This is a genomic window from Streptomyces sp. NPDC054813 (genome assembly GCF_053611365.1).
In genome coordinates this window covers 374,012-388,333 of sequence record NZ_JBSHAF010000009.1, presented here as the reverse complement: position 1 = coordinate 388,333, position 14,322 = coordinate 374,012, and the positions used below count along the sequence as shown (strand labels likewise).

Below are 14,322 nucleotides of genomic sequence, written 5' to 3'. Positions count from 1 at the left end.
GCGTTGACTTTTGGCACGCTGTTGAGTTCTCAAGGAACGGTCGCTTCCTTTGTACTCACCCTCTCGGGCTTTCCTCCGGGCTTCCCTTCGGTGTTTCCAACCTTACCAGATCCGTTTTCCGTTCCGTTCCCGGTCGGAATTCATTTCCGGTGGCCGTTGGAGGGCCTTCGCCTATTCGATTGCCTTCCGGCTCTCTTTCGGCGTTTCCGACTTTATCAGAAGTTGTCGGCCGGTCTGACCGGCGACTCGTTTCTGAATAAATCGGAGGGTGGCTTCGATGTTCGGAGATAACTCTCCGTTGTGAAGCAGATCGATTCTAACGATCAGCCCTGAACCTGTCCAGTTCTAGGCAACTGTTTGAATCTACCTCCCCGCCGGACCTGTGTCAACAGGTCTTCCGGGGCGAAGAGGAGAGTAGCAGCTCACGGGGGGTCTCCGCACATCAAGCGGCCGTTGGGACGAACGCGCTGCGCTCGGTCTCCTCGAGGTCGCCCGTCTCGCCGGCACGTGCGGCACGGCCGCCGAGGACGAAGACATAGGTGAGGAAGGCCAGCTCAGCGACGACTCCGATGCCGATGCGGGCCCAGGTGGGCAGGCCGGACGGGGTGACGAAGCCTTCGATGGCGCCCGAGACGAACAGCACCAGGGCCAGCCCGATCGCCATGCCCACGGCGGCCCGGCCCTCTTCGGCGAGGGCGTTGCGGCGGCTGCGCGGGCCTGGGTCGATGACGGTCCAGCCGAGGCGGAGCCCGGTACCCGCGGCGACGAAGACCGCGGTGAGTTCGAGCAGCCCGTGCGGGAGGACCAGGCCCAGGAAGGCGTCGAGACGGCCGGCCGAGGACATCAGGCCGAAGCCGACGCCCAGGTTGAGCATGTTCTCCAAGAGGATGTACAGGACCGGGAGCCCGAGGAAGACACCCAGGACCAGACACATCGCGGCGGCCTGAGCGTTGTTCGTCCACACCTGGGCGGCGAACGAAGCCGCGGGATGGCTGGAGTAGTAGGTCTCGTACTCACCGCCGGGCCGGGTCAGCTCGCGGAGCTGGCTGGGGGCGGCGATGGTCGACTGCACGTCCGGGTGGGTGCCGATCCACCACCCCAGAAGGATCGCGACGGCGGTGGATATGAGCGCGGTGGGGACCCACCAGTGACGGGACCGGTAGACGGCGGCCGGAAATCCCTGCCCGAGGAAGCGGGCGACATCGCGCCAGGAGGCGCGGCGGGTCCCTGTCACAGCGCTACGCGCGCGTGCCACGAGTTGGCTGAGGCGTCCGACGAGCTGTGGGTCGGGTGCGCTGGACTGGATCAGGGAGAGGTGTGTGGCGGTGCGCTGGTAGAGGGCGACGAGTTCGTCGGCTTCGGCTCCGTTGAGGCGCCGCTGGCGGCGGAGGAGCACGTCGAGGCGGTCCCACTCGGCTCGGTGTGCGGAGACGAAGACGTCGAGGTCCATCGGGTCTGCCTGCTCCTCGGCTGGTCGTCGACTGCCTGTCTTAGCTGTCAGCTTGTCGTACTGCGGCGCGATGCGCTCTCAGCTTGGCAGACTTGCGCTGTACAGGGCAGACCAGGGGAAGGCGGCGGGCGTGAGTGAGCTGGTGACGGGTGAGGCGGTGGCCCTCGAACTGCGTCCTGCGAGGCTGCCCAGCAGGGCACTGGCCGTACTGCTCGACCTGGTCGTGGCCATCACCGTGTACATCGGTGTGTCCATAGGTCTGGTGGCGGCCACGGCCTCGCTGGACGAGGCCGCACAGGTCGCGCTGTCGCTGGCGGCCTTCCTGTTGTTGCTGGTGGGCGGGCCGATAGCGGTGGAGACCCTGAGCCATGGGCGCTCGCTCGGGAAGATGGCCTGCGGACTGCGCGTGGTGCGCGATGACGGCGGGCCCATCCGGTTCCGGCACGCGCTGGTGCGTGGTGCTCTCGGCGTCGTCGAGATTCTCATGACGTTCGGGGTCGTCGCCTGTATCGCCTCGCTTGTCTCGGCGCGCGGCCGGCGGCTGGGGGATGTGTTCGCGGGGACTCTGGTCGTACGTGAGCGGGTGCCGGTCGGGCAGGCCCGCTTCATTCCGCCGCCTCCGCCCTGGTTGGCGGGACGTTTCGCCGAGCTGGACCTGTCGGCCGTTCCGGACGGGTTGTGGCTTGCCGTCCGGCAGTACCTGACGCGGATGCAGCAGCTCGATCCGCAGGTCTCCTGGGCGATGGCCGAGCAACTCGCGACCGACCTCGCGGCCCGGACGGGGACTCCGGCGCCGCAGGGCATTCCGCCGGCGGCGTATCTGGCGGCGGTGGCGCAAGAGCGGCAGGCACGCGAGGCCCGGCGGGCCTTCGTCGGCCAGGCTCCCTCGGAATCCGGCGCGCCGAACGTATACGCCCCGCCGGCACCCGGCGTTCCCTATGGCTACGGCTACGGCGACCCCTCGGTGCCGGGTACGCCCCATGGCTACGCTCCCCCGGTGCCAGCTGCGCCGAACAGCTACGCCCCGCCGGTGCCTCAGGCGCCCGCGCCTCCGTCGCCTCCGTACCGGCCCGACCCCGCGGCACCGGCCTTGACGCATCCCTCGCCGGTGGAGCAGCCCCCGGCTCCCCCGTCCGCCACGCCTCCAGCGACCGAGCGGCCCTCCACCGGGTTCGTGCCGCCGGCATAGGCGGAACCCGGCGCCGCGCCGGGTCAGTCGTCGAAGACGGAAGGCGGCGACCGCAGGTCCTCCAGCTCGATTCCGGGTGCCGCCAGGACCACGTCGCCGACGAGGTGCACGGTGTGCTGTTCTCCCGTGTCCAGGGCTGTGACCTGGTATTCGTCCACGGTCAGAGGGCCGTTGTCAGTGGCGTGTGCTTCGCTTTTCACCAAGGCCCAGGACTGGTCCACGGTGCGCGGGGCGAGGACCGGGTCCGTGAAGGCCACGAGGCGTACGCGGGTCGCGGCGGCGGAAGGGGTGAGGCGCAGGAGACGGGCGGTGGCGACCAGAAACGCGGGGGACGTGCCGGTGAAGGCGTGGGCGCGCACATGGCCTTCGGTGGCGTGAATGCCGGTGGGGTCCATGCGGACCCAGGTGACGCCGTCGAGGGCGGCGCCGCGCACCTGCCAGCTCCCGGCGTGGAGTTCGAGGCGGATAGGGCGGCCGAGGTCGTCGAGGGCGAGATCGACCGAGCCGCCGTGGTCACCGGAGGGGGTGGTCACCTGGGAGACATAACGCCAGCCGGAGGGGCCGGGGGCGCACTGGAAGTGTTCTTCGCCGAGGGGGGTGTGATCGTGCGGATCGTGGAGCGAATAACGGCCGCGGGGCATGGGGGTCCTGGATCTTGACGGGCTGCCGGTCCGGTGCTCGGTCCTGCGGTACGGCCGCGGGTGGGCCGACGGACCAAAGAGGCAGGCCCCCGACACGGGGGTGCGGGGGCCTGCCTCGATGGACCGGAGCACTTGCCTCCGGGAGAGCGTGTCAGTGCACTGGCGTGCTCCCCCGGAGGGCGGGCCGCGGGCTCAGCTGAGGCACCTCATTGGCGGTGTCTCGGCAGCGGTGCCTGAGTACCGGTACCTCAGTAGCGGTAGTGGTCCGACTTGTACGGGCCCTCGACCTTGACGCCGATGTACGAGGCCTGCTCGGGGCGCAGCGTCGTGAGCTTCACGCCGAGTGCGTCCAGGTGCAGACGGGCGACCTTCTCGTCGAGGTGCTTGGGCAGCGTGTAGACGCCGACCGGGTACTCGTCGGGCTTGGTGAACAGCTCGATCTGGGCCAGGGTCTGGTCCGCGAAGGAGTTGGACATCACGAACGACGGGTGACCGGTGGCGTTGCCCAGGTTCAGCAGGCGGCCCTCGGAGAGGAGGATGATCACCTTGCCGTCGGGGAACTTCCACGTGTGGACCTGCGGCTTGACCTCGTCCTTGACGATGCCGGGGATCTTGGCGAGGCCGGCCATGTCGATCTCGTTGTCGAAGTGGCCGATGTTGCCGACGATGGCCTGGTGCTTCATCTTGGCCATGTCCGAGGCCATGATGATGTCCTTGTTGCCGGTCGTGGTGACGAAGATGTCGGCCTTGTCGATGACCTCGTCGAGGGTCGTGACCTGGTAGCCGTCCATCGCGGCCTGAAGGGCGCAGATCGGGTCGATCTCGGTGACGATCACGCGGGCGCCCTGTCCGCGCAGGGACTCCGCGCAGCCCTTGCCCACGTCGCCGTAGCCGCAGACGACCGCGGTCTTGCCGCCGATCAGGACGTCGGTGGCGCGGTTGATGCCGTCGATCAGGGAGTGGCGGCAGCCGTACTTGTTGTCGAACTTCGACTTGGTGACGGCGTCGTTGACGTTGATCGCCGGGAACAGGAGCTCGCCGTCGCGCTGCATCTCGTACAGGCGGTGGACGCCGGTCGTGGTCTCCTCGGTCACGCCGCGGATCTCGGAGGCCAGCTGGGTCCACTTCTGCGAGCCGTCCGTGATGGTGCGGTGCAGGAGCTCGAGGATGACGCGGTGTTCGTCGGACTCGGCGGTGTCGACGGACGGCACCTTGCCGTCCTTCTCGTACTCGACGCCCTTGTGGACGAGGAGGGTGGCGTCACCGCCGTCGTCCAGGATCATGTTCGGGCCGCCGGTGGGGGTGTTCGGCCAGGTCAGCGCCTGCTCGGTGCACCACCAGTACTCCTCCAGCGTCTCGCCCTTCCAGGCGAAGACGGGGACGCCCTGCGGGTTGTCGGGCGTGCCGTTCGGGCCGACGGCGATGGCGGCGGCCGCGTGGTCCTGGGTGGAGAAGATGTTGCAGGACGCCCAGCGGACCTCGGCGCCGAGGGCGACCAGGGTCTCGATCAGGACGGCGGTCTGCACGGTCATGTGCAGGGAGCCGGTGACGCGGGCGCCGGCCAGCGGCTGCGCGTCGGCGTACTCCTTGCGAATCGCCATCAGGCCGGGCATCTCGTGCTCGGCGAGGGTGATCTCCTTGCGGCCGAAGTCGGCCAGGGAGAGGTCGGCGACCTTGAAGTCCTGTCGGTTGTCGACAGTCGTCATTGCGAGCTGCTCCTCGGTATCGGGTCGAGGGTGGGTACGGCTGGTCTGCGCGGCGGCGGACACAGGGGTGCCCGAGAAGAGGACACAGGCATGCCCACGTGCGCGCAGCGCAGTCCGTCGGAGGCCCTCTCTCCCTCGGCCGGCCCGCATGGGACCGCCCGACCGCCATCAGCAGCGACGTCTGGCTCCGTCCCAAGCTACACCGGTGTGGCGGGGCGTCCCCAGTCCGCCTCCGAACAGTTCACGCCGTTCGAGGGGGCGAGCGCGGTCGGAGGGGTGGGATGTGAAGAGGTGATGAGGGTCTCGACGAGGGGGTGCACAGGAACGAGCAGAAGGGGGCCAACCAGGACTTTCGCGCCTTTGGGCAGGGGTGGAGGTGTTGCAGGATGCGGGGAGATCGGGAGTTCCGATCGAGCGCGCGGGGCGTCCGGGACGGCGTTTCGTGTGACGAAGGCGTTAGGAGATCGACGTGACCAGTCCGGCCGGCCCTCCCCCCACGGGCAGCCACGGTGACGAGCCCAAGAAGGTGAAGCTGCTGGCGGTGACCGCATGTCCGACGGGTATCGCGCACACCTACATGGCAGCCGAGAAGCTCGCGCAGGCCGCTCAGAGCCACGGTGTCGAGATGAAGGTGGAGACGCAGGGTTCCATCGGGGCCGAGAACATATTGGATGACAACGATGTCAGAGACGCGGACGGCGTCATCGTCGCCGCGGACAAGGACGTGGACCTGACTCGCTTCGCGGGCAAGCGGGTGCTCAAGGTCGGGGTGGCCGAGGGGATCCGGCATCCCGAGCAGCTGATCGAACGGGTTCGGTCGGCACCCGTGCACCAGCCTGGGGGTACGGCCACGGACCCGGGAGCGGGCGGCGGCAGGGAGCGGAGCGTTGCCTACAAGGCGCTGATGAACGGGGTCAGTTACATGATTCCGTTCGTCGTGGTCGGCGGGCTGCTGATCGCGATATCGCTCTCGCTGGGAGGTAACCCCGACCCCTCGGGCGGGCTCGTCATCCCGAAGGACTCCTTCTGGATGGACGTGAACAACATCGGTGTCATCGGCTTCACGCTGATGGTGCCGATCCTGTCCGGGTACATCGCCTACGCCATCGGGGACCGGCCCGCCCTGGTGCCGGGCATGATCGGCGGCTGGATCGCCAACACCGGGTCGCTGTACGACTCGAAAGCGGGCGCGGGGTTCATCGGGGCGATCGTGACCGGGTTCCTGGCCGGGTATCTGGTGCTGTGGATCAAGAAGGTCAAGGTCCCGAAGTTCGTTCAGCCGATCATGCCGATCATCGTGATCCCGATCGTGGCGACGACGGCGCTCGGGCTGTTCTTCATCTACGTGATCGGGAAGCCGATCGCCTGGGTCTTCGAGCATCTGACCAGCTGGCTGAGCGGGATGACGGGCACGAGTGCGATCCTGCTGGGCGCGATCCTGGGCCTGATGATCGCGTTCGACATGGGCGGCCCGGTCAACAAGACGGCGTTCCTCTTCGGCGCCGGGCTGATCGCGACCGGCAACCAGACCGTGATGGGCATGTGCGCCGCCGCGATCCCGGTCATGCCGCTGGGCCAGGGGCTGGCCACGCTCATCCGGAAGCGGTGGTACGACGAGCAGCAGCGGGAGACCGGGCTGGCCTCCCTGTTCATGGGCTGCTTCGGTATCTCGGAGGGCGCGATCCCGTTCGCCGCGGCGCGGCCCGCGCAGGTCATCCCGGCCAACATGCTGGGCGGCGCGGTGGCCGGCGCGATCGCCGGGCTGGCCGGGGTGAAGGACGCGGTGCCGCACGGCGGGCCGATCGTGGCGGTGCTGGGCGCGGTGAGCGGCGTACCGATGTTCTTTGTGGCCGTCGTGATCGGGACGGTGGTGACGGCGCTGACGACCGTGGCGCTGGTCGACCTGAGCATGCGGAAGAGGAGCGGCGAGCCGACGGAGAGCGCGGGCGCCCCAGTCCAGGTACCCGAGTCCGTGCTGGTCGGGGCGGTGGCCGGTGGGGGTGCGGTTCCGGTGACGGTCGGGGCGGGCGGCGCGGGCGGCGCGCCCGATCGGACGGCAACGACGGCGACGGCGACGGCGACGGCGACGGCGACGGCGACGGCGACCGCAACGGCAAGGACAGCGGCGACGGAGACGGCGGCCTCGGGCACGGCGGGCACGGCTGACCGGCCGATGGCCACGAGCGCGACCGGTGGGCCGGGGGCGCCCGGTGCGCCCGATACGCCGAGTGGGCCGGGTGCACTCGGTCGAGGTGCTCTCCGGGTATCTGACCGAAGGGACCGTCAAGGTCCGGCTGGACGCGGACGTCAAGGAGGACGCGATCCGGGAGATGGCCGGGTTGCTGGTGCGCAGTGGTCGGGTCGCGGATGTCGAGGAGCTGGTGGCTACCGCGCTGCGGCGCGAGGCGCGGGGGACGACCGGGCTCGGCGAGGAGATCGCGATCCCGCATGCCAAGACGGATGCGGTGACCGCGCCGGTCGTCGGGTTCGCGCGGTCGGCGGAGGGCGTCGAGTGGGGCTCGCTGGACGGGACGAAGGCGCGGCTGGTCTTCATGATCGCCGTACCGGAGGCGGCTGCCGGTGACGAGCATCTGCGGATCCTCGCGCTGCTGTCCAGGAAGTTGATGGACGTCGGGTTCCGGGAGCGGCTGCTGGCCGCGGCGGACGAGCAGACGGTCCTCGGCGTGCTGAGCGAGGTCGGGTGATCGGATGCCGGCGGGTCTGCCTCCCCAGTCGACGGGGGCGGCGGCCCATGTTCGGCCTGCGCTGGAGCCAGAACCGTGGCCCGGGGCCCCGCGCCACGGGCACGAACACCGCCACGAGCACTGCCACGGCCGCTGCTACAGCTGCTGCCACAGCCACAGCCACAGCCACAGCCACAGCCACAGCCACAGCCACAGCCACAGCCACAGCCACAGCCACAGCCAGCAACGAGTTGGGCCCGGGTGGGCTCGGCTGCGGTTGGTAGCCGGTGACGATCAGCATCTGGGGGCCGCGGCATCTGGCGGCCACGGGTACGCGACGACAATCGGCGTTCTACGGCGACGGGCCCGCCCCCTTGTCCAGGGGGCGGGCCCGTCGCTGTGGCGGTCCGGGAAGGCTCAGTGGCCGGCGGGGTGGGGGAGCGGGCCGCCCGGGGTGGCTTCCGGGTCGGGGCCCTTGGCGGCCTCGGCCTCGTTGTAGATGTCGGGTTCGAGGTAGATCACGCGGGCGATGGGGACCGCGGTGCGGATGCGGGCCTCGGCGGCGTTGATGGCATTGGCGACCTCGGCGGCCGTGTCGTCGTGCTGGACGGCGATCTTGGCGGCGACGAGCAGTTCCTCGGGGCCGAGGTGGAGCGTGCGCATGTGGATGATGCCGGTGACCGTGTCACCGTCGACGATCGCGGCCTCGATCTTCTTGACCTCTTCGACGCCCGCGGACTCGCCGAGGAGAAGGGACTTGGTCTCGGCGGCGAGGACCAGGGCGATCAGGACGAGCAGGACACCGATGCAGACCGTGCCGATGCCGTCCCAGACGCCGTCGCCGGTGAGCAGGGCGAGGCCGACGCCGGCGAGGGCGAGGGCCAGGCCGATGAGGGCGCCGAAGTCCTCGAGGAGGACGACCGGCAGCTCGGGGGCCTTGGCGCGGCGGATGAACTGCGACCAGGACAGCTTGCCCCGCAGCTCGTTGGACTCCTTGATGGCCGTGCGGAACGAGAAGCCCTCGGCGATGATCGCGAAGACCAGGACACCCACCGGCCAGTACCAGTGTTCGACCTGGTGGGGGTGGCTGATCTTCTCGTAGCCCTCGTAGATGGCGAACATGCCGCCGACCGAGAAGAGGACGATCGAGACGAGAAAGGCGTAGATGTACCGCTCGCGGCCGTAGCCGAAGGGGTGTTGCGGGGTCGCCTCGCGCTGGGCCTTCTTGCCGCCGATGAGCAGCAGGAACTGGTTGCCGGAGTCGGCGACCGAGTGCACGCCCTCGGCGAGCATCGACGAGGAGCCGCTGAACGCGAACGCCACGAACTTCGCTGCCGCGATCGCGAGGTTGGCGCCGAGTGCCGCCACGATCGCCCTGGTGCCGCCTGACGCGCTCATGTGTCCGCGATGTCCCTTCTCGCCGTCGTCCGTCTACGCCGTCCAGGCGTGCGCTCGTCTTTGCCCGTGCTTTGCCGGATGGGTCATTCTTGCAGCCCTGTCCGGGAGCGGCTCGTCAGGTATCCACAATCCCGGTACGACAATCCGACCCATCCGGCATCGCGGATCCCTCAGACGATCACCGTGGCACGGAAGACCGTGCCCGCGCCCGAGACCTCCGCCTTTTCGCCCGCGGGGACGAACACCGACCGGCCGGGGGTCAGCTCCTCCTCGCCCGCCCGGACCGCGCCGGCCGTGCAGAGCAGGATCTGCGGGGTCGGCAGGGTCAGGTCGTGGGGGGCGGCACCCTCGAGCAGGACGTACCGGGAGAGCCGGAACTCGTCGATGGGCGTCTCGTAGACCTCTTCGCCGTCCGGGGCGGCCTCGGGGCGCAGCACGCCCGCGTCGCCCGCCTCGAAGCGGACGACGCGCAGGAGTTCGGGGACGTCGACGTGCTTGGGGGTCAGGCCGCACCGCAGCACGTTGTCGGAGTTGGCCATGATCTCGACACCGAGGCCGTCGAGGTAGGCGTGCGGGATGCCGGCGCCGAGGAAGAGGGCCTCGCCGGGCTGGAGGCGGACGTGGTTGAGGAGCATCGCGGCGATCACGCCGGGGTCGCCCGGGTAGTGGCGGGCGAGGTCGGCGTAGGGCGCGTGGTCGCCGCCGAGGCGGGTGCAGGCGGCGGTGGTCTCGGCGACCGTGTGGGCCATCTCCTCGCGGTCGGCGGTGAGGATCGCGGTGAGGACCTCGCGCAGGGCCGCTTCCTCCGGGTGGGCGCGCAGCAGGTCGACGTACGGCTCGAGGGCGTCGACGCCGAGGGCCTCGAGGAGTTCGGCGGCCTGTTCCGGGGCGCGGAAGCCGCACAGGCCGTCGAACTCGGTGAGCGCGCAGATCAGTTCGGGCTTGTGGTTGGCGTCCTTGTAGTTGCGCTGCGGGGCGTCCACCGGGATCCCGCGCCGCTCCTCGTCCTCGTAACCCTCCCGCGCCTGCTCCAGGTTGGGGTGCACCTGGAGGGAGAGCGGGGCGCCGGCCGCGAGGATCTTGAGCAGGAAGGGCAGCCGCGGACCGAACTTGGCCACGGCCGCCTCGCCCAGCTCGGCCTTCGGGTTCGCGTCGATGACCTCGACGAGCGTGCCGCGCGCGGTGCGCGAGGGAGCGCCCGGGTGCGCGCCCATCCACATCTCCGCCTGGGGCTCGCCGCTCGGCTCGACCCCGAGCAGCTTCGGGATGGCGGTCGGGGAACCCCAGGCGTAGGGGCGGATCGTGTTGTCGAGGCGGTCCATGACTTCTCTCTGCCGGTTCTCTCTGCGTACGGGGCGGCCGGCGAACAGGGTCGCGTGGGGACGCGGGGCACGCCGTACAACGGTGTACGACGATCCGCGATCCGCGACGGGTCCACGAACACGTGCGCCGGTGTACTGGCGCGTACGCCGGTGTACTGGCGCGTACGCCGAAGTACGAGCGAGTGCGCCGGCATATGGCGGCCGTGTTCACCGCGTGTTTGCCCACCGGTTCGCCTTCGGTACGGCCCTCAGGTCGTCCTTGGTACGGCGGGACCGGTGTCGGTGTCCATCTCAGGCCCCCGATGCGAGCGCCAGGTAAACGGCGGCGAAATCCGTGACGGCGATCAGTTCCGCCAGGGTCTCCAGCTCGCCGCCCTCCTCGGGCTCCAGCTCGCTGACCGGGGTGTCGTGGCCGAGTGCGAGCTCGCGGGCGGCGGGCGCGGCGGTGAGGCCGCCGAGGGGGCGGTCGCGCAGCAGCACCACGTGCGCGTGCAGCGCGGGGGCCTCCTCCACGCGGTCGCGGAAGAAGTCGTCCGGGTCGGCGCTGGCGGCGAGCGGGCCGGCGAGCAGGGCGTGGTGGGCCGCCAGCGCCTCGGGGAGTTCGGCGGCCAGGGCGGGGCGGCCGGCCAGTTCGGCGAGGGCGGCGGCGAAACGGCGGCCCGCGGGGCCGGCCGAGATGCCCTCCGTCCAGACCACCGGGAGCGCGTCGGCGAGGTCCGAGGCGAGGGTCTTGGCGGGGTTGCTGTAGGTCACGATGGCCGGGCCGCAGCGCTCGGCGACCCGGTCGAGGCGGTCGGCGACCTTCTCCAGGTCCTCCGGTGGGGCGGTGACCAGGCCGATGCGGTCGAGGAGCACCAGGAGCGGGGTGAGCAGCGCCCACAGGACGCCCGGGGAGGAGCCGGCGAGCGGCTCGCCCTGGTCGTACGGGGCCGTCGCCATCGGTACGAACATGCCGTGGGCGCCGGCCACCGCTTCGGCGAGCGGAGTCCCCGCGGGGGCCACGGCGGCGACCGAGCAGCCACGCCGGTAGGCCTGGTCGACGAGGAGGGACAGGCTGGGTTCGGAGCCGTCCGGGGTGGCGATCAGCAGCAGGTCGACGGAGCCGGCCCAGCCGGGCAGCTCCCAGCGCAGGGCGCCGGCGGCCGGGGCGACACCGGAGGGGGCCAGCCGGATGACCGGGCTGCCGGGGCCGGCCAGCGAGCCGAGGAGGTCGGCGGCGTGGGTGGCGGCGACGCCGGGACCCGCGATCAGGACGGCGCGCGGGCGGCCGTCCGGCTTCAGCTCCTGGACACCCGCCTCGATGGCGTGCCGGGCCGCGGTGCGGACGCGGGCGCCGGCCTCGGCCGCGCCGCGCAGCAGACCTCGGCGGTCTGCCTCGGCGAGGCCCTCCGGCGTGTCGAGCAGCGATTCGTCGAGCATGGGAGCGGCCTCCGGTCGCCGGGGTCCTGGTGCGTTGCGGTCGCGGTTGTGGTTGTGGTTGTGGTTGTGGTGCTTACGCGGGGCGGCGGGCCTCGTCGACGAGAAGGACCGGGATGCCGTCGCGGACGGGGTACGCCAGGCCGCAGTCCTGGCCGGTGCAGATCAGCTCGGCGTCCTGCTCCTTGAGGGGGGCGTGGCAGGCCGGGCAGGCGAGGATCTCCAGAAGGCCGGCTTCGAGCGGCATGGGGTTTCCCTTCGGGGGGTGGGCGTTCGCGTTCGGTCAGATTACCGCCGCCGGGCTGGGCGGGGCCGACCTCAGCCCCTGATGATCGCCAGTACCTCGTCCCGTACCTTCGTCATCGTCGCCTCGTCCCTGGCCTCCGCGTTCAGGCGCAGCAGCGGTTCCGTGTTGGACGGGCGGACGTTGAACCACCAGTCGGCGGCGGCGACGGTGAGGCCGTCCAGGTCGTCCAGGGTGAGGTCGTCGCGGTCCCCGTAGGCCGCACGGATCTCCGCGAGGCTGGCCTGCTGGTCGGCGACCGTGGAGTTGATCTCGCCGGAGCCGGCATACCGGTCGTACTGGGCGACGAGGGACGACAGCGGGCCGCTCTGACCGCCGAGGGCGGCGAGGACGTGCAGGGCGGCCAGCATGCCCGTGTCCGCGTTCCAGAAGTCCTTGAAGTAGTAGTGGGCCGAGTGCTCGCCGCCGAAGATCGCGCCGGCCCTCGCCATCTCGGCCTTGATGAACGAGTGGCCGACGCGGGTGCGGACCGGGGTGCCGCCGTTCTCCCGGACCACCTCCGGGACGGTCCAGGACGTGATCAGGTTGTGGATGACGGTGCCCTTGCCGCCGTTCCGGGCCAGTTCGCGGGCGGCGACCAGGGCGGTGATCGCCGACGGCGAGACCGGCTCGCCGCGCTCGTCCACGACGAAGCAGCGGTCGGCGTCGCCGTCGAAGGCCAGGCCGAGGTCGGCCGACTCCTCGCGGACGCGCCGCTGGAGGTCCACGATGTTGGCGGGGTCGAGGGGGTTGGCCTCGTGGTTCGGGAAGGTGCCGTCCAGCTCGAAGTACATCGGGACCAGGGTCAGGGGCAGGCCCTCGAAGACCGTCGGGACCGTGTGGCCGCCCATGCCGTTGCCCGCGTCGACCACGACCTTCAGGGGGCGGATGGAGGTCAGGTCCACGAGCCCGCGCAGATGGGCCGCGTAGTCCGACAACGTCTCGTGGGAGGTGATGGTTCCGGGCGTGGCGGCCGGCTCCGGCGCGCCCTCCTCCGACCAGCGCTCCGCCAGCTCCCGGATCTCCGTCAGACCGGTGTCCTGGCCCACCGGGGCGGCTCCCGCGCGGCACATCTTGATGCCGTTGTACTGCGCCGGGTTGTGCGAGGCCGTGAACATCGCGCCGGGCAGGCCGAGTGCGCCCGAGGCGTAGTACAGCTGGTCGGTCGAGCACAGGCCGATCTCGGTGACGTCGACACCGCGGGCCGCCGCGCCGCGCGCGAAGGCGCGGGACAGGCCGGGCGAGGAGGGCCGCATGTCGTGGCCGACGACGATCGCGGCGGCGCCGGTCACCTGCACGAACGCGGCGCCGAACAGCTCGGCGAGCGCCTCGTCCCACTGGTCCGGAACCACCCCGCGCACGTCGTACGCCTTGACGATCTGCGACAGATCAGCAGCCACGGCCAACCCTCCTGAAGTCCTATCGGTCGCCCCAAACTACCTGCCCCGGGGTCAGGCGCGGACGCGGGATCCGCCGGCGGATCCCTGTCGGACTCCCAGCGGACTCCGGGCCGCGATCTGCGGCGATCCACGGCGGTCCCGCGCGATCCCAGGCGATCCCAGGCGATCCATCGTGATCAAACGCGGTCACTCCCGCACAGCCGGCCCCGCACAGCCGCTCGCACACAGCGAGTCACGCTCAACACTTCACCCCAGCCAGTCCCTCCAGCCAGCCCCTCGCAGGAGCGCGCCGGCCGAGGTGGCGGAGCCGGAGACGGCGACGCCGAACCAGCCGAGGACCGGCCGCACAAAGGCGAGGCCCGCACCGGCCGCCGCCACCAACTGGCCGATGGTGGCCGCCTGTCCGGGGAGGTTCACGACGTGGGCGAGGGCGAGGACGGACGTCACGACGAGGATCGCGAACCTCAACTCCCGTACCGTCGCCGCCCACTCCGTGACCGCCACGCGCGCGTGCACGTGCAGGACGGCCGCGGTGGCGATGCCGGCGATCAGCACGAGTGTGCCGCCGGTCGACACCACCGGCCAGGTGAGGAGATTTCGGTCGGCCGGTCGGCCGTTCGGTTGACGACGAGGAGGGCGTACGGGGCGTAGGCACGCAGGACTTCGGGGCGCGGATCGTCGGAGAGTCGCCCGAACGAGCGGCGCAGGATGCCGAAATGCCGGGTGCGGACCGTCATCGCGCGGTGCAGGATGCCGAAATGCCGGGTGCGGACCGTCATCCGGTACACCCGCAGGGCGTTGACGACGATCCACAGGACGGGGAACACCGGGGC

The 14,322-nt window shown here is 70.7% G+C and carries 11 protein-coding genes and 2 pseudogenes; 3 read left to right on the top strand and 10 right to left on the bottom strand.

Translation table 11 applies throughout. The features are described from left to right. A partial coding sequence (locus ACWGJB_RS21085) for a hypothetical protein (RefSeq protein ID WP_453381645.1) occupies nucleotides 1-291 on the top strand: 291 nt, incomplete at its 5' end. A 151-nt stretch (nucleotides 292-442) separates the two neighbouring features. Here the strand turns inward: ACWGJB_RS21085 and ACWGJB_RS21080 are convergent. Continuing rightward, nucleotides 443-1,450, bottom strand: a complete 1,008-nt coding sequence (locus ACWGJB_RS21080) for a stage II sporulation protein M (protein ID WP_450765731.1) — start codon at nucleotides 1,448-1,450, stop codon at nucleotides 443-445. 130 nt (nucleotides 1,451-1,580) lie between these two features. Between ACWGJB_RS21080 and ACWGJB_RS21075 the strand changes: the two genes are divergently transcribed. After that, entirely contained in the window at nucleotides 1,581-2,639 is a 1,059-nt protein-coding gene (locus tag ACWGJB_RS21075) for an RDD family protein (RefSeq protein ID WP_453381644.1), read from the top strand. A gap of 23 nt (nucleotides 2,640-2,662) precedes the next feature. On the opposite strand, the gene ACWGJB_RS21070 is transcribed toward ACWGJB_RS21075, so the two are convergent. Both ACWGJB_RS21070 and ahcY read right to left on the bottom strand, forming a co-directional pair. Then, on the bottom strand, nucleotides 2,663-3,280 hold the full coding sequence (locus tag ACWGJB_RS21070) for a hypothetical protein (RefSeq protein ID WP_453381643.1): 618 nt from the start codon (nucleotides 3,278-3,280) through the stop codon (nucleotides 2,663-2,665). Nucleotides 3,281-3,528: 248 nt separating this feature from the next. Continuing rightward, entirely contained in the window at nucleotides 3,529-4,986 is a 1,458-nt protein-coding gene (ahcY, locus tag ACWGJB_RS21065; RefSeq protein WP_453381642.1) for an adenosylhomocysteinase, read from the bottom strand. 469 nt (nucleotides 4,987-5,455) lie between these two features. Between ahcY and ACWGJB_RS21060 the strand changes: the two are divergent. Continuing rightward, nucleotides 5,456-7,691 (top strand): annotated as a pseudogene (locus tag ACWGJB_RS21060) (fructose-specific PTS transporter subunit EIIC). 396 nt (nucleotides 7,692-8,087) lie between these two features. Here the strand turns inward: ACWGJB_RS21060 and ACWGJB_RS21055 are convergent. The 7 genes and pseudogenes from ACWGJB_RS21055 to ACWGJB_RS21025 form a co-directional block, all read right to left on the bottom strand. After that, the gene (locus tag ACWGJB_RS21055) at nucleotides 8,088-9,068 is read right to left on the bottom strand and encodes a cation diffusion facilitator family transporter (RefSeq protein WP_453381641.1); all 981 of its coding nucleotides are present in this window, start codon (nucleotides 9,066-9,068) and stop codon (nucleotides 8,088-8,090) included. Nucleotides 9,069-9,238: 170 nt separating this feature from the next. Further along, on the bottom strand, nucleotides 9,239-10,390 hold the full coding sequence (gene manA / locus ACWGJB_RS21050) for a mannose-6-phosphate isomerase, class I (protein WP_453381640.1): 1,152 nt from the start codon (nucleotides 10,388-10,390) through the stop codon (nucleotides 9,239-9,241). Nucleotides 10,391-10,681: 291 nt separating this feature from the next. After that, nucleotides 10,682-11,809 (bottom strand): SIS domain-containing protein, encoded by a 1,128-nt coding sequence (locus ACWGJB_RS21045; RefSeq protein ID WP_453381639.1) that lies wholly within the window; start codon nucleotides 11,807-11,809, stop codon nucleotides 10,682-10,684. 73 nt (nucleotides 11,810-11,882) lie between these two features. Continuing rightward, nucleotides 11,883-12,053, bottom strand: coding sequence for a Trm112 family protein (locus tag ACWGJB_RS21040; RefSeq protein ID WP_020940431.1), 171 nt, complete (start codon nucleotides 12,051-12,053; stop codon nucleotides 11,883-11,885). A gap of 71 nt (nucleotides 12,054-12,124) precedes the next feature. Continuing rightward, on the bottom strand, nucleotides 12,125-13,489 hold the full coding sequence (locus ACWGJB_RS21035) for a phosphomannomutase/phosphoglucomutase (RefSeq protein WP_453381638.1): 1,365 nt from the start codon (nucleotides 13,487-13,489) through the stop codon (nucleotides 12,125-12,127). A 282-nt stretch (nucleotides 13,490-13,771) separates the two neighbouring features. After that, nucleotides 13,772-14,080: pseudogene (locus tag ACWGJB_RS21030) on the bottom strand (L-lactate permease); the annotation flags it as partial. Then, on the bottom strand, nucleotides 14,038-14,316 hold the full coding sequence (locus tag ACWGJB_RS21025) for a hypothetical protein (protein WP_453381667.1): 279 nt from the start codon (nucleotides 14,314-14,316) through the stop codon (nucleotides 14,038-14,040). The gene ACWGJB_RS21025 and the pseudogene ACWGJB_RS21030, both read right to left, overlap by 43 nt. Nucleotides 14,317-14,322 lie beyond the last annotated feature (6 nt).

Bases quoted from the DNA above. Each gene is read 5' to 3' on its own strand.
- ACWGJB_RS21055 (WP_453381641.1), bottom strand. From the start codon at position 9,068: ATGAGCGCGTCAGGCGGCACCAGGGCGATCGTGGCGGCACTCGGCGCC.
- manA (WP_453381640.1), bottom strand. From the start codon at position 10,390: ATGGACCGCCTCGACAACACGATCCGCCCCTACGCCTGGGGTTCCCCG.
- ACWGJB_RS21045 (WP_453381639.1), bottom strand. From the start codon at position 11,809: ATGCTCGACGAATCGCTGCTCGACACGCCGGAGGGCCTCGCCGAGGCA.
- ACWGJB_RS21080 (WP_450765731.1), bottom strand. From the start codon at position 1,450: ATGGACCTCGACGTCTTCGTCTCCGCACACCGAGCCGAGTGGGACCGC.
- ACWGJB_RS21040 (WP_020940431.1), bottom strand. From the start codon at position 12,053: ATGCCGCTCGAAGCCGGCCTTCTGGAGATCCTCGCCTGCCCGGCCTGC.
- ACWGJB_RS21070 (WP_453381643.1), bottom strand. From the start codon at position 3,280: ATGCCCCGCGGCCGTTATTCGCTCCACGATCCGCACGATCACACCCCC.
- ahcY (WP_453381642.1), bottom strand. From the start codon at position 4,986: ATGACGACTGTCGACAACCGACAGGACTTCAAGGTCGCCGACCTCTCC.